The 17,796-nt window shown below is 56.5% G+C and carries 19 protein-coding genes; 11 read left to right on the forward strand and 8 right to left on the reverse strand.

The annotated features are described in order from the left end of the window. Nucleotides 1–8: 8 nt before the first annotated feature. Nucleotides 9–1,100: an RNA-guided endonuclease InsQ/TnpB family protein gene (locus PGR23_RS13115; RefSeq protein ID WP_063416196.1), complete on the reverse strand. Its 1,092-nt coding sequence runs from the start codon at nucleotides 1,098–1,100 to the stop codon at nucleotides 9–11. Nucleotides 1,101–1,146: 46 nt separating this feature from the next. Between PGR23_RS13115 and tnpA the strand changes: the two genes are divergently transcribed. The 6 genes from tnpA to PGR23_RS13145 all read left to right on the forward strand — a co-directional run bounded on the left by tnpA (nucleotide 1,147) and on the right by PGR23_RS13145 (nucleotide 4,990). Continuing rightward, a complete protein-coding gene (gene tnpA, locus PGR23_RS13120) occupies nucleotides 1,147–1,557 on the forward strand; it encodes an IS200/IS605 family transposase (protein WP_063416198.1) in 411 nt (136 codons plus the stop codon). Between the two features lie 133 nt (nucleotides 1,558–1,690). Then, nucleotides 1,691–2,593, forward strand: a complete 903-nt coding sequence (locus tag PGR23_RS13125; RefSeq protein WP_015369087.1) for an EamA family transporter — start codon at nucleotides 1,691–1,693, stop codon at nucleotides 2,591–2,593. A gap of 101 nt (nucleotides 2,594–2,694) precedes the next feature. Further along, on the forward strand, nucleotides 2,695–2,985 hold the full coding sequence (locus PGR23_RS13130) for a YicS family protein (RefSeq protein ID WP_045390509.1): 291 nt from the start codon (nucleotides 2,695–2,697) through the stop codon (nucleotides 2,983–2,985). A 167-nt stretch (nucleotides 2,986–3,152) separates the two neighbouring features. Further along, nucleotides 3,153–3,338, forward strand: a complete 186-nt coding sequence (locus tag PGR23_RS13135) for a type II toxin-antitoxin system CcdA family antitoxin (RefSeq protein WP_213797545.1) — start codon at nucleotides 3,153–3,155, stop codon at nucleotides 3,336–3,338. Nucleotides 3,339–3,439: 101 nt separating this feature from the next. Further along, nucleotides 3,440–4,405 carry a hypothetical protein gene (locus tag PGR23_RS13140; protein WP_213797544.1) on the forward strand — a complete coding sequence of 322 codons (966 nt, stop codon included), beginning with the start codon at nucleotides 3,440–3,442 and terminating at the stop codon, nucleotides 4,403–4,405. A gap of 15 nt (nucleotides 4,406–4,420) precedes the next feature. Then, a complete protein-coding gene (locus PGR23_RS13145; protein ID WP_015369083.1) occupies nucleotides 4,421–4,990 on the forward strand; it encodes a hypothetical protein in 570 nt (189 codons plus the stop codon). A gap of 27 nt (nucleotides 4,991–5,017) precedes the next feature. Here the strand turns inward: PGR23_RS13145 and PGR23_RS13150 are convergent, their stop codons facing one another. Next, entirely contained in the window at nucleotides 5,018–5,953 is a 936-nt protein-coding gene (locus tag PGR23_RS13150) for a LacI family DNA-binding transcriptional regulator (protein ID WP_047047582.1), read from the reverse strand. A gap of 293 nt (nucleotides 5,954–6,246) precedes the next feature. Here PGR23_RS13150 and PGR23_RS13155 point away from each other — a divergent pair, with 293 nt between their 5' ends. The 3 genes from PGR23_RS13155 (at nucleotide 6,247) to PGR23_RS13165 (ending at nucleotide 9,556) form a co-directional block, all read left to right on the forward strand. Continuing rightward, nucleotides 6,247–6,561 (forward strand): PTS sugar transporter subunit IIB, encoded by a 315-nt coding sequence (locus PGR23_RS13155; protein ID WP_015369080.1) that lies wholly within the window; start codon nucleotides 6,247–6,249, stop codon nucleotides 6,559–6,561. A gap of 11 nt (nucleotides 6,562–6,572) precedes the next feature. After that, nucleotides 6,573–7,898 carry a PTS sugar transporter subunit IIC gene (locus PGR23_RS13160; RefSeq protein WP_045390501.1) on the forward strand — a complete coding sequence of 442 codons (1,326 nt, stop codon included), beginning with the start codon at nucleotides 6,573–6,575 and terminating at the stop codon, nucleotides 7,896–7,898. Nucleotides 7,899–8,176: 278 nt separating this feature from the next. Further along, the gene (locus PGR23_RS13165) at nucleotides 8,177–9,556 is read left to right on the forward strand and encodes a carbohydrate porin (RefSeq protein ID WP_165430615.1); all 1,380 of its coding nucleotides are present in this window, start codon (nucleotides 8,177–8,179) and stop codon (nucleotides 9,554–9,556) included. 226 nt (nucleotides 9,557–9,782) lie between these two features. On the opposite strand, the gene phnV is transcribed toward PGR23_RS13165, so the two are convergent. The 5 genes from phnV to phnR form a co-directional block, all read right to left on the reverse strand. Continuing rightward, the gene (gene phnV / locus PGR23_RS13170) at nucleotides 9,783–10,580 is read right to left on the reverse strand and encodes a 2-aminoethylphosphonate ABC transport system, membrane component PhnV (RefSeq protein ID WP_047044682.1); all 798 of its coding nucleotides are present in this window, start codon (nucleotides 10,578–10,580) and stop codon (nucleotides 9,783–9,785) included. A 2-nt stretch (nucleotides 10,581–10,582) separates the two neighbouring features. Continuing rightward, the gene (gene phnU, locus PGR23_RS13175) at nucleotides 10,583–11,443 is read right to left on the reverse strand and encodes a 2-aminoethylphosphonate ABC transporter permease subunit (protein WP_430915627.1); all 861 of its coding nucleotides are present in this window, start codon (nucleotides 11,441–11,443) and stop codon (nucleotides 10,583–10,585) included. Beyond that, nucleotides 11,443–12,555: a 2-aminoethylphosphonate ABC transport system ATP-binding subunit PhnT gene (gene phnT, locus PGR23_RS13180; protein WP_396279291.1), complete on the reverse strand. Its 1,113-nt coding sequence runs from the start codon at nucleotides 12,553–12,555 to the stop codon at nucleotides 11,443–11,445. The genes phnU and phnT overlap by 1 nt, the downstream gene beginning before the upstream one ends. 5 nt (nucleotides 12,556–12,560) lie before the next feature. Further along, the gene (phnS, locus tag PGR23_RS13185) at nucleotides 12,561–13,574 is read right to left on the reverse strand and encodes a 2-aminoethylphosphonate ABC transporter substrate-binding protein (RefSeq protein WP_050886032.1); all 1,014 of its coding nucleotides are present in this window, start codon (nucleotides 13,572–13,574) and stop codon (nucleotides 12,561–12,563) included. A 178-nt stretch (nucleotides 13,575–13,752) separates the two neighbouring features. Further along, entirely contained in the window at nucleotides 13,753–14,472 is a 720-nt protein-coding gene (phnR, locus tag PGR23_RS13190; RefSeq protein WP_015369072.1) for a phosphonate utilization transcriptional regulator PhnR, read from the reverse strand. A gap of 141 nt (nucleotides 14,473–14,613) precedes the next feature. Between phnR and phnW the strand changes: the two genes are divergently transcribed. Together phnW and phnX are read left to right on the forward strand one after the other, a co-directional pair. Then, nucleotides 14,614–15,717, forward strand: a complete 1,104-nt coding sequence (gene phnW, locus PGR23_RS13195; protein WP_396279290.1) for a 2-aminoethylphosphonate--pyruvate transaminase — start codon at nucleotides 14,614–14,616, stop codon at nucleotides 15,715–15,717. Between the two features lie 9 nt (nucleotides 15,718–15,726). Then, the gene (gene phnX / locus PGR23_RS13200; RefSeq protein ID WP_348877046.1) at nucleotides 15,727–16,536 is read left to right on the forward strand and encodes a phosphonoacetaldehyde hydrolase; all 810 of its coding nucleotides are present in this window, start codon (nucleotides 15,727–15,729) and stop codon (nucleotides 16,534–16,536) included. Nucleotides 16,537–16,541: 5 nt separating this feature from the next. Here the strand turns inward: phnX and nepI are convergent, their stop codons facing one another. Next, entirely contained in the window at nucleotides 16,542–17,726 is a 1,185-nt protein-coding gene (gene nepI, locus PGR23_RS13205) for a purine ribonucleoside efflux pump NepI (protein WP_320482996.1), read from the reverse strand. Nucleotides 17,727–17,796: the final 70 nt, after the last annotated feature.

Below are 17,796 nucleotides of genomic sequence, written 5' to 3' on the forward strand. Positions count from 1 at the left end.
TCCCCGTCCTAAAGGACGGGGATTCCTACAGCTAGACGGCAATGTCCTGCCGCGAGAATGTTCTTTGCGGCGTTAACGTCGCGATCATGAGCGGTTCCGCACTCACAACAAGTCCATTCTCTTATTCGCAAACCTGCTCTACCTTTCGGACTGTTGTTGGAGATAGCCCCGCAACACGAACAAGCCTGGGTGGAATACCTTTCGTTGACCACTTCGAACACCACTGAGCGCGCAATCGCTTTATATTCCAGTTGTGTTTTGAGCATCGCCCAGCCAGCGTCCAGGACGCTTTTAGCCATTTTGGTTTTGGCTAACTTGCTGCTGCTCACATCGCCTACGAATATCGCCGCATGGCTGTTTACCAGCGCCGTGCTGAACTTGTGCAGGGCATCTTTGCGGCGATTCTTAATTTTGGCGTGGATGGCGCGTACACGGGCTTTTTTGCCTGCCTGTTGCGCCTTGCCTAATGCTGGTTGCAGGTCGCGATAAAAACGACCGGCGATCAGTTTGCTGCCATCGGATACCGTGGCGGTATCCTTTAACCCGAGGTCTATGCCGACAGCGGTCGCGCCCGTGGTATGGACGGTCGCAACCTCTACGCAGATATTGAAGTACCATCGCCCTCGGCTATCTTCGGAAAAACTGCCTGCGCGGAATTTGTAGCCCGCAAGACCGTAGCTATCCCAAACTTTAAAGTAGTGCCCGGCGAACTTAACGCAGCCGTTTTGCCACTTCGCCTGCTTTGATTTGAACGGCACCCAGCCCAGCGAACGGCGAGCGCCGCCACTGACGCGCCAGCGCAGGCGGGAACGCTTGAACTGTTTCCGCGCCTTGCCGTGGTGAGCGATCACTTCCTGCACTGTAGCGCTGCCGATGGAATAGCCGCGCTCACGCTGTATGCCGGTTGTCATCTTCTGAACATCAAACGCGGTTAACCACTTTGGAACCTGCGCACCAAAAACGCCAGCGTTGCTGTATGCCTCGCTGGTTATCTCGTTTGCCAGATTAAAGACCTGATTGACCTCAAAGGCCATCTGCCGCAAAACGGCGGCGTGGCGGTCTTTAACTCTGACTGATAAAGTTTTGGTCTGAATGCTCATAACGAGCTACGCTACTCGCATAAAATCACTTTTGCAAGGTTGGTCTATGGACTTAATATATCGAACGGGGCGACATTGCGTTTTCATGCTGCACTGTCATTTAATCTTCATAACGAAGTATCGCGGGCGTGTCTTTAATGAAGCGCACCTGGAAACGCTTGAGGGGATTTGTCGCAACGTTTGCGAGCTGTTTGAATGCGAACTGGTGGAGTTTAACGGTGAGTCGGATCACGTTCACATGCTGCTTAACTTCCCGCCGAAGGTATCAATCAGCAAGCTAGTTAACAGCCTAAAAGGGGTTAGCAGCCGCAAGATGAAATTGCATCATCCAGACCTGCATAAACCCGCCTGGAAGTCAGACGCTCTATGGTCGCCGTCTTATTTCGCTGGCAGCGTGGGCGGTGCGCCCCTTGAAGTGATTAAGAAATACATTGAGGATCAGAACCGGCCTCATTAGCGCCCTGGCGGGCGCTTCGCTCTACATCCCCGACCTCAAAGGAAGGGGCTTTCCGCGAACCCCCTGGTAAAACACGCGCCGCGTCGCCGCCGTGCTATGATTCCTGCTTTGCGCTATTTCACGCGAGGGAAAAATGGGTTCCAGCAAAAGAGGGATGTTGAACGTATTGATCGCCGCCGTCCTGTGGGGCAGTTCCGGGGTCTGCGCGCAGTACATTATGCAGCAAAGTCAGATGTCATCGCCCTATCTGACCATGATCCGCCTGCTGTTCGCCGGGCTGATTTTGCTGATGCTCGCTTTCGTTCACGGCGACAAAATTTTCCGCGTCATGCAAAACCGCAAAGATGCCCTTAGCCTGCTGTTTTTCTCGCTGGTCGGCGCGTTAACCGTGCAGTACACCTTCCTGATGACTATCGAGAAGTCGAACGCCGCCACCGCCACGGTGCTACAGTTTTTGTCGCCGACGATTATCGTCGCCTGGTTCGCGCTGGCGCGTAAGGCGCGGCCTAGTCCCTTTGTGCTGCTGGCGATTGGCACCTCGCTTGCCGGCACCTTCCTGCTGGTCACCCACGGCAACCCGACCTCGCTCTCCATCTCGCCGGCGGCGCTGTTCTGGGGGATCGCTTCTGCCTTCGCGGCGGCGTTTTATACCACCTATCCCTCAACGCTTATCGCCCGCTACGGCACACTGCCGATCGTCGGCTGGAGCATGCTGATTGGCGGGGCGATGCTGTTGCCGTTTTATGGCAGCCAGAGCGCGAACTTTGTGGTGAACGGCCGTCTGCTGCTGGCGTTTTTCTATCTCGTGGTGATCGGCACCTCGCTGACTTTCAGCCTGTATCTCAACGGCGCTCAGAAAATTGGCGGCGCAAAAGCCGGGATCCTCAGCTGCGCCGAGCCGCTGAGCAGCGCCCTGCTCTCTCTCTTGCTGTTGGGCATTACCTTTACTCTGCCGGACTGGCTGGGGACGCTGTTGATTCTCTCTTCGGTCATTCTTATCGCGGTGGATTCCCGGCGGCGGGTACGCGCGGCGTAATAGCAATCGTCTGATTTTAAACAACAAAAAATGTCTAACATTTGCGCAATTCACCTGCTGCGCATATAGTTGACTGAAGCGAAAAGTGAAGGAGAAGCGCCATGAAAGCGTGTTGGATGTTGTGTCTGGTTACTGCCCTTAGCGCCAGCGCGGCGTGGGCCGAATCGCCGCTGCAAAGCCTGCAGTTTGAGCAGCAAAAACAGCAGGTGTTGAAAGCGGTGAAGGAAAAATGCGCCCCGGCGAGCACCCTCAGCGATAACGATTTCGCCAATAAAATCCTCGCCTCGAAAGACAACCAGAGTTACGTTCGCGAAGCGACGCTGGCGAAAGAGCGCAATAATCAAAAAGGCTATCTGGCCGCCATTGATAAAATTCGCTGCCCGGGTAAATAACGGGCTGAATTATCAGGAAAACCGTTGCCACTCCAAATTATCCTCACCTGAGTTCGGTACTTCGCCGGACTCAGGCTTTACGTCCCTCGAGGGTGTTACCCTCACCGTATTCCTTATGAATCAGTATAGGCGTATGCTCCACATATCGGTTCATTGGAGATTTAACCATGACTGTAAAACGTAAAACTCAAAAAGTGACCGTCACCCTCGAACGGGATTTACTCGATCGTGCGCGTGAAGCCGGTATAAATATGAGCGCTACATTAGCCGCAGCGCTTGAAGCTGAGCTGAAAAAACATGCCACCCTGCGTTGGCGCGAAGCAAATAAAGACGCTGTAGCAAATCACAATTAGATGAATATTTTTATTTCCCAATAAGCCGCTCTACTATTTTTTATTACTATGGCATTAGGTGACAAGTACCATTTATCCTCAAGGAATGAAGGAGCCTACTAATGAACTTCCCCGGTCTGCTGTCACCTGACAGCACTCTGCCAAATTATTCTTTCTCTCGCAGCCTTGGCCTACAGACCGGAGCTGATATCGATTTTAAAAAACTGGCAGAGAAACTCGACTGTACCCGTAATTTTTACCACGTCGGTATTATTTTCGATGATGGTAAGCAGCGCTGGCTAGTGCGCCCTTCGCGCCGTATTGCCAACGCTAATCAAAGTACCGTTAGTCATGTCGTAATAAGCAAAGTACCCGAATTAAAACAACCCGTAGCAGAAAAAGCCATAGTATCTACGCTAGCAACCCCATCACTGGCAACTGAAATTACCTCTACCGGCTTCGCCTGTGGTGCTATGCTCGTTACGCTGATTATGGCGTTTGGAGCTGGTGCAGCAGTACCTTTTACTGCAGGAGGTTCTGGGGTGATCGCCGCGATAAGCTTGTCCGGCACGTTGGCTACTGGCGCACAATGTATGATTGGTGCCGGAAGACTACTAGCTCTACACAACGAGCACGGCTCAGATGTTGCCTGGCTGGACAGCCAGGAATGGTACGTAGCCACCACAACAGCACTAGATGTCATTTCGCTGGCTGCAGCTGGAACTGCACTCAGAAGCACTGTAGAAACTTACAAGCTGATGAAGGCGGCATCCTCAAGAAAAGTTATTGAGTGGTTCCATAGTCTGAATCGCGCTGAGCGGAAACGCATTACTGAAGCAATAATCAGAGCACAGAACCCTGGCATTTCCAATTCTGGCGTGAAGGCCGCGATCCGCGCCGGGGTTTACCCGAAACGCTTCCCGAGCGAAGCTCTACAAAAATCACTGCAACGTGAATTAATGGGTGCATTTACCAATGCGTCGGCCTTTGTGGGCAGTTCGCTGACAGGGACCATTCGTAACCCACAGAACACAATCCAGTCTGGACGCTATGTGGTGGGGCTGTTGCAATCGTTCTCCCCCAGCTAAATGCAGGATACTCATATGTTTAAAAAATTTTCCCACCGCCTGCAGCACTGTCACGACGTGGCGCTCAGCATGAGCAAAGCCAGCACTATGCAGTTGCAACAGTTGAAGGCACAGCTTGCCGCAGAAATGGGGGCGCCTGTAGGAATCCATACCATGGGGATCCCGGCAGCATTTAGCACGCTCGGAATAACTATCAGTCTTGCTATTCCGCAGTTGTGGTTAGGCTACTGCATCCTGAGCGTACTCCATCAGCCTGCCGAAAGCGTGTTTGCGTGGGTAGTGCTGATTTCGTTGCTGATCGCTGGTATCAACGGCATCACGATGTTTATGATCGGCAAAGGCAGCATGCGCGCCGTGCGAGTGCATATTATGTTAGCGGTGATGAGTCTGGTATTAACGGTGGTCTACCTGCTTTACGCACTGAGTGACGCCTCTTACCCAGGAGTTAATCTAACAGCGGCACTGGTGGGCGTCATTATGTTGCTGCTCAGCGGCGTCTGTATCCATTCCACCGCCTTTTATAAGATGCTGTTGTTCACGCTGCATAACCGCGCGTGGCGCCAGTTAATCAAACTCACGCGCTAAATGCGCGACCCGTAACCTGGCCCGATATTAGGGAATAATTAAGTCGCCGCGCAGCAGGCTGCCGCCGGGCTGCGGGCTTTTGCCGATCAGCCAGTTGACGATCCGCGAAGCCATCGCATCCATCGAATACTCAATCGCCGGGATGGTTGGAATACCCGGCATCTGCAGCGAACCCGCGAGACTGAAGACCATTACTTTTTCCGGCACCGCGCGGTTAAACGCCTGCAGCTGCGGCACTACCCGCTGCGCCTGCAGTTCATCGCTCACCAACAGCGCATTAAAGTTCAGGGTAGTGGCGTTATTCATCAGCTCCTGCACCGCCACCGACGACGAGGGGCAGTCCAGGAAGACCAGGTTGCGATTAAACGGCAGGAAGTTCTTCTCCAGCGCATGCTTATAGCCCAGCAGCACCTGGTCGGCAAAGCCGCTCCCCTGCGGATGGATCAGCGCAATCTGCCGCCGCCCCTGATTAATCAGATAATGACAGGCGGTTTCCGCGGCGAAGGCGTGATCAAACTGAATACTGTTCTCGCCATCGCTTTCCAGACAATCAATCAGCACCACATCGGGGCGCTCGATCTGCAGCGGAAAGCGCGCGCCGATGATCAGCACGTCATCACACAGGCCACAGGTGAGTTCATCCAGCGCGCTTAATACGTCGCCGCGGTTATTGGCGAAGCGCAGCAGTAGATGCTTCTGATGCTGGCTGAGCTGTTTTTCCAGGGCGTAGAGATAGCTGGTGGTCTGATTGATGTTGTCCTGCGCGCAAATCACGCCGATACAGCCCGTCGACTGGCTCAGTAAGGATTGGGCAATCATATTGGGCCGGTAGTTAAGCGTTTCCGCCGCCTGGAGCACCGCCTGGCGGCTGGCCTCTTTTACCCCGCGCGAACCGCTGAGCACGCGCGAAACCGTGGCTTTCGATACCCCGGCTAACCGTGATACATCATTGATTGTCGACATCTTTTTTCCCCTGGCAGGCGCGGTTAGGCCCCTGTAACGCTGTGTCCTGAATCGCTTCAATTATAACCAGCGGCAGTATAGCCGTTTCCTTTTTTATTTGGAAACCGATTTTCCATTTTGGCAAAAAACCACGCCAAATCGACATTATTTTGTGAGCAAAATCTAATTAGTAAGGCCGCTAACGATGAGTTATTGACCGCGCTCACAGTTCTGTTTTTTATAAATGGAAACCGGTTTCCGTCTGATATCAAATCATCCTCGCAATAACTTTTTACATATGAGGAAAACCGTCGATGTACAAGATTATGCTGTGCTGCTCCGCCGGAATGTCCACCAGCCTGCTGGTGAGGAAAATGGTGGATGCCGCAAAGGAACGCGACCTGCCGGTGCAGATTGACGCCTATGGCGTTGCCGAATTTGATATGCAGTTTCCGCAATACCAGGTGGTGCTGCTTGGCCCGCAGGTCAAATACATGCTGAAAATGCTTAGCGAGAAAGCCGCTCCCCTGAATATTCCCGTCCAGCCTATCGATACGATGGATTACGGAATGCAGCGGGGAGATAACGTTCTGAATTATGCCCTGTCGCTGATCGCCGCGGCGCACTAAGAGGTGTTCAAATGAGTTCTCTGTATCAGTCGATGATTGCCGTGATCGAGCAGTCTATTACTCCGCTGGCAGGACGCCTTGGGCAACAGAAATATGTTATCGCCATCCGCGATGGCTTTACCGCCGCATTGCCGTTCATGATCATCGGCTCTTTCATGCTGGTATTTATCTTTCCGCCTTTCTCGCCGGAGACCACTAACGGCTTTGCCCGCGGCTGGCTGGATTTTTCCCAGCAGTACCGTGAACAGCTGATGCTGCCGTTTAATCTCAGCATGGGCGTCATGACCTTCTTTATCTCGGTCGGCATCGGCGCCAGCCTCGGACGCCAGTTCCAGCTCGATCCGGTCATGTCAGGCCTGCTGGCGTTTATGGCCTTCCTGCTGGTCGCCGCGCCCTATGCCGATGGCAAAATTTCTACTCAGTATTTATCCGGCCAGGGCATTTTCACCGCGCTGATCACCGCCATCTACTCCACCCGCGTTTACGCCTGGCTTAAGCAAAACAACGTGACCATTCGCCTGCCGAAAGAGGTGCCGACCGGCGTCGCCCGTTCATTTGAGATCCTCATTCCGGTACTGGTGGTCATCGGTACTCTGCATCCGCTCAACCTGTTCATTGAAGCGCAAACCGGCATGATCCTGCCGCAGGCGATTATGCATCTGCTGGAACCGCTGGTCTCCGCTTCCGATTCGCTGCCGGCGATTCTGCTGTCGGTGCTGATGTGCCAGATTTTCTGGTTCGCCGGTATTCACGGCTCGCTTATCGTCACCGGCATTATGAACCCGTTCTGGATGGCCAATCTGTCGGCAAACCAGGCGGCGCTGGCGGCCGGCGCGGCGCTGCCGCACGTTTACCTGCAGGGCTTCTGGGATCACTATTTGCTGATTGGCGGCGTCGGTTCGACCCTGCCGCTGGCCTTCCTGCTGCTGCGTAGCCGGGTCACGCATCTGCGGACTATCGGCAAAATGGGCATCGTGCCGAGCTTCTTTAATATCAACGAACCGATTCTGTTCGGCGCGCCGATCATCATGAACCCAATGATGTTTATCCCCTTCGTCTGCGTGCCGATGGTTAACGCGGTGCTGGCTTACGGCGCAACCCGTCTTGGCTGGCTGAGCCAGGTGGTGTCGCTGACGCCGTGGACGACGCCCGCGCCGATTGGCGCCTCGTGGGCGGCTAACTGGACCTTAAGCCCGGTGGTGATGTGCGTTATCTGCATGGTGATGTCGGCGGTGATTTATCTGCCATTCCTGCGTGCCTATGAGCGTTCATTAATAAAGAATGAAGTGGAAAAGGCGAAAAGCGTTGCAGCTGTCGCCGGAGCCGTTAGCCAGTAATTATTGTCTTACCTGAAAATATGAATTTATGCGGAAAAGGGATTTTCGCCAAATGACCTGATTATAAACTCAATAACCTCAGGAAATATTATGATCTATTTTCTAATAAATTAATCACTCTGTATTAGTCGTTAAATTTCGCCACTGAGAATAAGATATTTATTCTCCGGCGTAGCTGTACCCTGAAAAAAACAAATCAGCTTATTTTGGTTATTTTTATTTTAACCAGAATGGGGCGGTTATTGTCTGCATATATTAATTATTAAAGTGAGATAACCATGAATACAGTTAAAAAGCTGCCATTAGCCATGGCAGTTATCGCCGCGCTGTGCCCAATTTCCGTACTGGCGCAGGAGTTTACCCAGGAGCAGATCGACGCCATCGTCGCGAAAGCCGTCGATAAAGCGCTGGCCGACCGCCAGGCCAAAATCGACGCCGCCGCCAATAAAAAAGTCGACGTGATGACCAACCCGCAAACCACCGCGGCTTCGCCGGATCTGGCGATCCCCTTCGGCCTGAAATTTAGCGGTTACGCCCGCTATGGCGCCCACTTCCAGACCGGCGACCAGAAATATGTCGGCGTCGACGGCTCCTATAACGGCGCCTCGGCGATCGGCCGTCTCGGCAACGAAAGCAACGGCGGCGAATTCCAGATCAGCAAAGCGTTCAAAAGCGCGCAGGGGGCCATCTGGGATCTCAACGTCATGTTTGACCACTGGAGCGACGAGGTTAACCTGAAAAAAGCCTACGTCGGCGTCACCAACGTCCTCGAATCTAACCCCAATGCCTATATCTGGGCCGGTCGCGACTTCCACCAGCGCCCGCAACAGGGGATCAACGACTACTTCTGGATGAACCACGACGGCCAGGGCGCCGGGGTGAAGAACTTCGATATCGGCGGCGTGCAGTTCGACGTGGCGACGGTGTCGCAGGTGAAATCCTGTAGCCCGGAAGTGATGGCCGACGAGACCAACCCGTCGCGCATCACCTGTACCGGCAGCTCCGATACCGGCGACAACGGCCACTACGCGTTGACCACCAAAACCCACAACATCAAGGCCGGGCCGATCGACGTCGAGGTATATGCCAACTACGGCTTTGACTCAAAAGCGGTGGACAGCGACGCGCGCCTCGATGCCTGGCAGGGCGGGCTGGTACTGAGCCATAGCAACGACAGCGGGGTGAACAAAGTTATTCTGCGCTACTCCGACAACTCGGATAACAGCGTCTACAACAAGACCGATGACCTGACCACGGTCTACGCCAGCTTCGAGGGCAGCCATAAGTTCACCCAGCAGGCGCAGATCGAGTATCTGCTGGCCTTCCACGATTACGACAACGGCAAGGACAATACCGATAACCGTAAAAACTACGGCGCGATCGTCCGGCCAATGTACTTCTGGAACGACGTTCACTCGACGTGGCTGGAAGCGGGCTACCAGCGCGTTGACTACGACCAGGGCGGGGATAACCACGGCTGGAAGCTGACGCTGTCGCAGAACATCGCCATCGGCATGGGGCCCGAGTTCCGCCCGATGCTGCGCTTCTATGTTACCGGCGGCCAGGTGGATAACGAGCACACCGCGAAGGTCAACGACACCAGCGACGAGCGGCTGGATTCGTTAAACATCGGCGGCATGTTTGAGGCATGGTTCTGAGGCAATAACCTGTGTCCGCATTTATGCCGGATGGCGGCATAAATGCCTTATCCGGCCTACGGTCCGTGCGGCCTGCCTTTAATTTATTCACCATGCTGGCTGAAACTGCCGGTGTTGGCGGCCTCAAAATCCCCGGTGGCGCTGCCGCTTACCGGGGCTACAGCGCTGAGGCAATCCGATTCCCGGCTGGCGCTACGCTGAGCCGGGCTACAGCTCCGGGTACAAATTATCTCTGGCTTAATCGGCGGGCGATGCGCTCAAGCTTCATCATCAACAGCAGCGTGACGCCCACCAGCACAATGGTCAGCGCCGAGCCATCGGCGATATTACCGCGATCGGTGAGGCTGAAAATGGCCACCGGCAGCGTCGTCCAGCCCGGCGGATAGATCATCACCGTCGCCCCCAACTCCCCCATCGACAGCGATAGGCTCAGCGCCAGCGCTGAAATCATCCACGGCGTCATCAGCGGCAGCGTCACATGGCGCAGGCGATACCACGGCGAAGCGCCCAGGCTTGAGGCGACGTTTTCAATATCGGCGGAAATCCGCGCCAGCCCGGTCGTTACGTTGCTGAAGGTAAAGGCGGAAATCAGTACAAAGTGCGCCGCCAGAACGATAAAGAAGGTACCGTTCATCTGCAGCGGCCCCTGACTAAATGCCACCAGAATGCCCAGTCCGACGGAAACCGAGGGGATAGCGCTGGGCAGATAAAACGCCAGACCAAGATATTTCTGTAACTTCGCGCCATACTGGCGCAGCGCCAGCGCCGCCCACATCCCGCACAGCAGCGCCAGAAGGCTGGCGCAGAAACCCACCATCAGGCTCGAAAACAGCGAATCCCACGCCGCGCCGCGAAAGGCGTTAACAAAGTGGGCAAAGGTAAAGCCGGTGGGCAGCAGGCCGTTCCATTGTTTACTCAGGCTGGAGAGCAAAATCACCGCCAGCGGCAGCAGGAAAACGCCGGCAAATAGCGTCACCGCCAGCGCGCCCGCCGCCGCGCGGCCTTTACGCGACCAAATCAACATCGTTAACTCCTTACGCCAGTGCGCGCCGCCGCCAGCCGATAGAGCATAAACAGCCCCAGCGACAGCAGAATATTAATCAGCGCAATCATGCAGGCCACGCTGTAATCCGACTCCAGAATCGCCTTGCTGTAGACCATCATCGGCAGGGTATTAACTCCTTTGGCGCCAATAAACAGCACGATACCGAACTCGTTAGTGGTCAACAGCAGGCACAGGCTGCCGCCCGCCATCAGCGCCGGTAGCGCCGCCGGGAAGATAACCTGGGTAATCACCCGTAACGGGTGAGCGCCGAGAATGCTCGCCGCTTCCAGCTGGCTCTTATCTATCTGCCGCAGTCCGGCCATCAACGGGCGCATCACCAGCGGCGTAAAGACGGTGATCTCCGCCAGAATCACGCCGTTGATCGAATAGAGAAAGTCCACCGGCGGCAGCTCAAAAGCAAACAACGACATCAGGGTGCCGTTGAGCAGCCCCGCCGAGCCGTAAATAAAGGTGAATGCGAGGGTAATCAGGAAGGTCGGCAGCGCGATAAACGTATCAATGACCCGGCTCACCAGTTGGCTGCCGGGGAACGGAATAAACACCAGAATCAGCGCCAGCACGCTGCCGAGTACCAGGCAGCCAAGGGTAGCGAACACCGCAATCTGTAAGGTATTGAGCAGCGCGCCAATAAAGCGTTTTGAGTCAATCACCTGCCAGAAAGTCCCGAGGCTCAGGTTGCCGCTGGCGTCGCGTAACGCCTGTTCGGCGATCAGCAGTAGCGGATAGAAAAATAGCGTCGCCAGCACCAGCAGCGGCAACGCCAGCCACAGGTAAGGGCGTAAGTTTCGCGCCGGACGCGCAAGCGTGAGGGTTTGCGCCATTATTGCACCTCGATCAGAACCGCATCGCCAGGTTCGAAGTAGAGCGCCAGCTTGTCCCCCGCGCGCGGCAGTGGGTTTACGTGGGTCATGACGATCCGCACCGCTTCGCCCGCGACGTCGCACAGCAGATGCGTCAGATCGCCCTGCCAGTGTATCGAGGTCAGGGTGGCGTTGAGACGATTACTCATCGCTGAACGCGGCGCCAGGCTCATGTGCTGCGGGCGAATGCATAACAGCTTGTTGTTGCCATGCAGGCCGCCCCGGCTGAAGGCGTTAATCAGGCCGCCGCCACAGCTCACGCTAACCAGCCCCGGCTCGGTGCTGTCTTTCAGCGCCGTCGCCTGCAGGATATTGGCGCGGCCGAGGAATTCGGCGCTAAAGCGGTTCGGCGGATAGTGGTACAGCTCGTGCGTTTCGCCGTGGGCGATCAGCGAACCGTCTTTCATGATGCCGATTTTATCCGCCAGGGTCAGCGCTTCGGTCTGATCGTGGGTGACGTAGAGAATGGTCAGTTCCGGCAGTTCGCGATGCAGACGGGCAATCTCTTCCACCATGTTATGACGAATTTGCGCATCCAGCGCCGACAGCGGTTCATCAAGCAACAGTACCCGAGGACGCACGGCAATCGCGCGGGCTATCGCGACGCGCTGCTGCTGGCCGCCTGAAAGCTGATGCGGGTAGCGGGTGGCATAATCCGCCATACCGACAATTTTTAAGGCTTCAGTCACCCGCTCGGTGATAAGCCCCCTGGGCTGCTTTTGCGCCCGCAGGCCGAAAGCAACGTTATCTTCCACCTTCATATGCGGGAACAGCGCGTAGTTCTGCACCACCATCGCCAGCCCGCGTTTGTACGGCGGCAGCTGGGTGACGTCAGTATCGCCGATCAGGATCCGACCGCCAGCCGGTTGCACAAAACCGGCGATCGCCCGCAGCACCGTGGTTTTCCCGGAACCGGAAGGGCCTATCAGCGCCAGTACCTCACCGGGTTCAATGGTCAATGACAGCGGTTTTAAGACCACGTTGCCGTGGTATGAAACGCGCAGCGAGTCCAGGGTGATCCCGGAAGTCCCCGCCAGCGACGGGGAAGAAGTGACGGTGGTTTTCATCAACATCAGGCTTACTCGCTATCAGTCACTTTATGCCAGCGGGCAATGTCAGCCGACAGCGATACCGCGACATCATCCCAGTTCGGCTCCCAGCTCTTCACGCCGTCGAGCGCCGCTTTCGCCGCCTTAAAGTTAGCGTCATCCGGCGCCACATCGCTGCGTACCGGCAAGCCCCAGGAGCGCGCGCTGACGCTGGATTGCGCCGGTTTATCCAGCAGGAAATTGATCAGCTTCTTGCCGTTTTCGCTGTTCGGCCCGTTCTGCACCAGCCCGATGGTGTAGGGCAGCGCCAGCGCGCTGCGCTCGCCTTTGTCATCCGCCGGCCAGAAAATTTTAACGTTCGGGTTACGCGCCATCTGCGACAGGTTCATCTGCAGATCGCCATTGGCGACGTACAGCTCGCCTTTGTTGACCAGCGCCGTCAGCTTGCCGGTCGAGGCCGATGGGCCAACATTATTGGCCTGTAGCTTACCCAGATACGCAAAACCGGCGTCTTTACCGCCGAGGCTGTGGAACGCCTGCAGCATCACCGCGGTACCGTCGCCCGCCTGCCCCGGCGTGGAGTACTGCAACTTGTTCTTGTAGCGGCTATCCAGCAGATCCTGCCAGCTGGCCGGCGCGCTTTTCAGCAACTGGCCGTTATAGATAAAGGTCAGATAGTTGTTCACCAGCGGCGCGTAGCGGTCGTTAGCGCCGGGGATCTGCGCGCTACCTTGCGGGGTAAAGGTTGCCAGCAATTGCTCTTTCGCGGCGCGCTGGATAAACGGCGGCACCGTGACCAGCACATCAGCCTGTGGATTGGTACGCTCCTTCGCCAGACGTTCAACGATCGCGCCGGAGCCGCCTTCCACATACTGCACTTTGATGCCCGTCGCTTTGGTGAAGGCGGCGAACTGGCTCTGATACCAGCTGTTATCGCCGTCATGCAGGCCGTCGGCGGAGTAAACCGTGACGACGCCGTCTGCCCAAACCGGAGAGCTGGTCAGCGCGAACAGGGACAGCAGAGCAAGTCGGGAGAGTTTCATCGTATAAGCCTCATCGGATAGTCAGTTATTCTGGTGTAGACCAGATTTGCCTTCACGCTACCGGGGGTTTATGACAAAACGATGAAAGAAGTGTGTCGAAAGAGTTAAAACGAGGGGAAGTGCATAGCCCCGGCACGCGCTAGCGCCCCGGGGAGATCAAAAAATTTAAACAATAAAATCAATGGGTATCGACTTCGATCCGCAGGCTGTCATGCCGCCAGTATTCAATATCGTAATCGAGAATACGCCCGTGCTGATCGTAATTCAGCCGGCGCAACAGCAGCGCCGGGCGCCCTTCCATCACCCCCAACGCCTCTGCGGCCTGCGGCGGCATTGAGGTGGGATAAAACGACAAATGCATACTGGTATAGATCAGGTCGTACTGAGTTTGATAAATCTCGGTCAGACTGCCGTTGAGATCGTGGCGCAGCAGCTCAGGCACCCGCGCGGGCAGGCAGTGGTTTTCGCAGTAGCACACCGGCCGGCCGTCGGCATAGCGCAGACGCGTCAGCAGGTAAACCTGATCGAAGGGCTGCAGCGCCAGCGGGGCCATCACGTCCAGCGGCACGGCGGTTAAGCGCCCTTCAAGCAGCACCGTTTTCGGTTCGCGCCCCTGCTCGAGACATAGCTTGTGGAAATTGGTGTTCTGCGTCGGATCCAACCACAGACGCTCCGGCGTCACGAACCAGCCGCGGCGGTCGGCGCGGTAAATCACGCCGCTGGCCTCCAGCTGCGCCAGGCTCTCGCGTACCGTAATCCGGGTCGTGTTGAACAGCGCGCACAGTTCGCGCTCTGAAGGCAGCTTATCGCCGCTTTTCAACGCGCCGTTTTGAATACGCGCCTGCAGCTGCGCCTTAATCATCAGGTATTGCGGCATCTCGCCAGAGGGTGATTTCATGTTTACTCACTGCCACTTTTCGTGCGCTCATTATACATAGCCAGATGAATTTTTTGTTGCAGCGCCACATTTCCTTTGACCCTGCCCCGGCTTTGTCTCCATGATAAATATAAATCTGGTATAGACCAAATGGTGAGACAAATGACTTCACGGAACTACCTGCTGCTGACCCCCGGCCCGTTAACCACCTCCCGTACGGTGAAAGAGGCGATGTTGTTCGATAGCTGTACCTGGGATGATGATTACAATCTCGGCGTGGTACAGACCATTCGCCAGCAGCTGGTGCAGTTGGCTACCCCGGCCGACGGTTATACAGCGGTGCTGCTGCAGGGTAGCGGCAGCTACGCGGTCGAAGCGGTACTCGGCAGCGTCATAGGCGAACAGGGCAAAGTGCTGATCGTCAGCAATGGCGCCTATGGCGCGCGTATGATTGAGATGGCACAACTGATGGGTATCGCCTGCCACCCTTACGACTGCGGCGAAGTCGCACGCCCTGATGCGGCGGCGATCGAACAGATCCTGCAGAACGACCCGGCGATCACCCATATCGCGATGGTACATAGCGAAACCACCACCGGCATGCTGAATCCGATCGAAGAGGTAGCCGAAGTGGCAAAACGGTACGATAAACGCTATATCGTCGATGCGATGAGCAGCTTTGGCGGCATTCCGTTGGATATCGCCGCGCTGAATATTGATTACCTGATAAGCTCCGCCAACAAATGCATTCAGGGCGTGCCGGGCTTTGCCTTCGTGATTGCCCGCGAATCGGAACTGGCCGCCTGCAAAGGCCGGTCGCGCTCGCTATCACTGGATCTGTACGCCCAGTGGCGCTGCATGGAAGATAACCACGGTAAGTGGCGCTTCACCTCGCCGACCCATACCGTGCTGGCCTTTGCCCAGGCGCTCAAAGAGCTGGCGCAGGAAGGCGGCGTCAGCGCCCGCCATCGGCGTTACCGCAACAACCAGCGCCGGCTGGTCGCCGGAATGCGCGCGCTCGGCTTCCGGCCGCTGCTCGACGATAGCCTGCATTCGCCGATTATTACCGCCTTTTATTCTCCGGATGCGCCGCAGTACCGCTTTCACACTTTCTACCAGAAGCTGAAAGATCAGGGCTTCGTTATCTATCCGGGCAAAGTATCGCAAAGCGATTGCTTCCGCATCGGCAACATTGGCGAAGTCTACGACGCCGATATCACCGCCCTGCTGGCGGCTATCGACAACGCCATGTACTGGAAACAATAAGGAACCGCCATGAACCGTATTAGCGCACTGATCCTTGACTGGGCAGGCACCACCGTAGACTTCGGCTCTTTCGCCCCGACGCAAATTTTCGTCGAGGCCTTCCGCCAGGCCTTCGATATTGAGATCACCCTTGAAGAGGCCCGCGTGCCAATGGGGCTTGGCAAGTGGCAGCACATTGAGGCGCTGGGCAAACTCCCTGCTGTCGATAGCCGCTGGCAGGCCAAATTTGGCCGCGCGATGACTGCCGCCGATATCGATGCGATCTATGCCGCGTTTATGCCGCTGCAAATCGCTAAGGTTGTCGATTTTTCCGCACCGATTGCCGGCGTTGTCGACACCATCGCCGCGCTACGCGCCGAGGGTCTGAAGATTGGCTCCTGCTCGGGTTATCCGCGCCCGGTGATGGAAAAGCTGGTACCGGCCGCCGCCGCCCAGGGCTACGCCCCGGACCACTGGGTCGCCACCGATGATCTTGCCGTCGGCGGTCGTCCGGGCCCGTGGATGGCGCTGCAGAACGTGATTACCCTGAGCATAGACGATGTGGCCCACTGCGTGAAGGTCGACGACGCCGCACCGGGCATCAGCGAAGGGTTACATGCCGGAATGTGGAGCGTCGGCCTGGCGGTGTCCGGTAACGAATTCGGCGCTACCTGGGAGGAGTACCAGGCGATGTCGAAAGAGGAAATCGCCACCCGTCGCGAGCGGGCGGCAGGCAAACTGTATGCCGCCGGGGCTCACTATGTGGTTGATACCCTGGCGGATCTGCCGGAAGTGATTGCCGACATCAACGCCCGGCTGGCAAAAGGCGAACGGCCGTAAGCGGGTTAATTCACCTTCACTTTGGTCGTCACCAGCAGGCCGGTAAACAGCATTAATATTCCTGACAACACCAGCGGCGACAGCAGCCCTAAGTGGTCGAGCGCAACGCCGCCGACCGCGGCGCCGCAGGTGTTGGCAAGCTGGATCACCGCCACCTGAATCGACCCGGCTTTTTCCGCCTGATCGGAGAGCGAACGGGTGATCCACGTTGACCATCCCACCGGGATCAGCGCAAACGCGAAGCCCCAGATAATCGCCACCGTTGAGGCGATGATTTTGCTTTCTCCCCACAGTACCAGCGCCGCCGCGCAGGCGGTCAGCACCAGCGGCGAAATAGCCAGCGCCGCTTTGACCGAGCGCTTCAGCACCACCGAGGAGAGCGAGGTGCCGATAAAGCTGGCGATACCAAAGCTCAGCAGCACCAGCGTCAGGCCGTCGACGTCAAAACCGGCGAGGGTCATGTAAACCGGGCGAATATAGGTAAAGAAGGCGAACTGTCCGGCAAAGGCCATGAAAATGGCGCACATCCCGGCCATCACCCCCGGACGCTTCAGCAGACCAAACATATTTTGCTGCTGAGCCGCCGATTCACCCGGCAGCGACGGCAGCGCTTTCAGCACCCAGAGCGTACACAGCACGCCCATCACCGCCGCGCCGTTAAAGACGTTACGCCAGCCGATAAGCCCGCCAAGGAAACTGCCCAACGGGGCGGCGATCACCAGCGCGATTGATACCGCGCCGAAGATAATCGATAGCGCTTTCGGCACCACGCGCATCGGCACCAGACGCATGGTCAGCGATGCCGACATCGCCCAGAAACCGCCGAGCGCCAGGCCCAGACAGGCGCGTCCCAGCAGCAGCAGGGTGAAGCTATCGGCAAACGATACCAGCAGGCAGGATAGCGTCAGCAGCAGCGAAAACAGGATAACCACGTAGCGGCGATCGGTTTTGCCGATAACCGCGGTGATAAACAGACTGGAAAACATCGCGACGAATGCCGTCGTCGTTACCGACTGCCCGGCCATCCCTTCGGAGATGCCTAAATCCAGCGCCATCGGCGTTAACAGGCTGACCGGCAAAAACTCGACGGTAATCAGGCAGGCGACGCAGAAAGCAACCGCGAAGACCGCCGACCAGTTTGGCCGCGCGAGATCGCGTGCATGGGGTTTGGTTTCATTTGAATGACTCATGAGTGACCTGCGAAGAAAGTGGCGGAAAGCTGCGCAGTGTAACATTTTGTATGTGACGTACTTAACGTTT

Source organism: Klebsiella sp. 141162 (assembly GCF_050600755.1).
GTDB lineage: Bacteria > Pseudomonadota > Gammaproteobacteria > Enterobacterales > Enterobacteriaceae > Klebsiella > Klebsiella aerogenes.

Excerpts from the sequence above, each read along its gene's own strand:
- PGR23_RS13115 (WP_063416196.1), bottom strand. The coding sequence starts at position 1,100 with ATGAGCATTCAGACCAAAACTTTATCAGTCAGAGTTAAAGACCGCCAC.
- tnpA (WP_063416198.1), top strand. The coding sequence starts at position 1,147 with ATGGACTTAATATATCGAACGGGGCGACATTGCGTTTTCATGCTGCAC.
- PGR23_RS13125 (WP_015369087.1), top strand. The coding sequence starts at position 1,691 with ATGGGTTCCAGCAAAAGAGGGATGTTGAACGTATTGATCGCCGCCGTC.
- PGR23_RS13130 (WP_045390509.1), top strand. The coding sequence starts at position 2,695 with ATGAAAGCGTGTTGGATGTTGTGTCTGGTTACTGCCCTTAGCGCCAGC.
- PGR23_RS13135 (WP_213797545.1), top strand. The coding sequence starts at position 3,153 with ATGACTGTAAAACGTAAAACTCAAAAAGTGACCGTCACCCTCGAACGG.
- PGR23_RS13140 (WP_213797544.1), top strand. The coding sequence starts at position 3,440 with ATGAACTTCCCCGGTCTGCTGTCACCTGACAGCACTCTGCCAAATTAT.
- PGR23_RS13145 (WP_015369083.1), top strand. The coding sequence starts at position 4,421 with ATGTTTAAAAAATTTTCCCACCGCCTGCAGCACTGTCACGACGTGGCG.
- PGR23_RS13150 (WP_047047582.1), bottom strand. The coding sequence starts at position 5,953 with ATGTCGACAATCAATGATGTATCACGGTTAGCCGGGGTATCGAAAGCC.
- PGR23_RS13155 (WP_015369080.1), top strand. The coding sequence starts at position 6,247 with ATGTACAAGATTATGCTGTGCTGCTCCGCCGGAATGTCCACCAGCCTG.
- PGR23_RS13160 (WP_045390501.1), top strand. The coding sequence starts at position 6,573 with ATGAGTTCTCTGTATCAGTCGATGATTGCCGTGATCGAGCAGTCTATT.
- PGR23_RS13165 (WP_165430615.1), top strand. The coding sequence starts at position 8,177 with ATGAATACAGTTAAAAAGCTGCCATTAGCCATGGCAGTTATCGCCGCG.
- phnV (WP_047044682.1), bottom strand. The coding sequence starts at position 10,580 with ATGTTGATTTGGTCGCGTAAAGGCCGCGCGGCGGCGGGCGCGCTGGCG.
- phnU (WP_430915627.1), bottom strand. The coding sequence starts at position 11,443 with ATGGCGCAAACCCTCACGCTTGCGCGTCCGGCGCGAAACTTACGCCCT.
- phnT (WP_396279291.1), bottom strand. The coding sequence starts at position 12,555 with ATGTTGATGAAAACCACCGTCACTTCTTCCCCGTCGCTGGCGGGGACT.
- phnS (WP_050886032.1), bottom strand. The coding sequence starts at position 13,574 with ATGAAACTCTCCCGACTTGCTCTGCTGTCCCTGTTCGCGCTGACCAGC.
- phnR (WP_015369072.1), bottom strand. The coding sequence starts at position 14,472 with ATGAAATCACCCTCTGGCGAGATGCCGCAATACCTGATGATTAAGGCG.
- phnW (WP_396279290.1), top strand. The coding sequence starts at position 14,614 with ATGACTTCACGGAACTACCTGCTGCTGACCCCCGGCCCGTTAACCACC.
- phnX (WP_348877046.1), top strand. The coding sequence starts at position 15,727 with ATGAACCGTATTAGCGCACTGATCCTTGACTGGGCAGGCACCACCGTA.
- nepI (WP_320482996.1), bottom strand. The coding sequence starts at position 17,726 with ATGAGTCATTCAAATGAAACCAAACCCCATGCACGCGATCTCGCGCGG.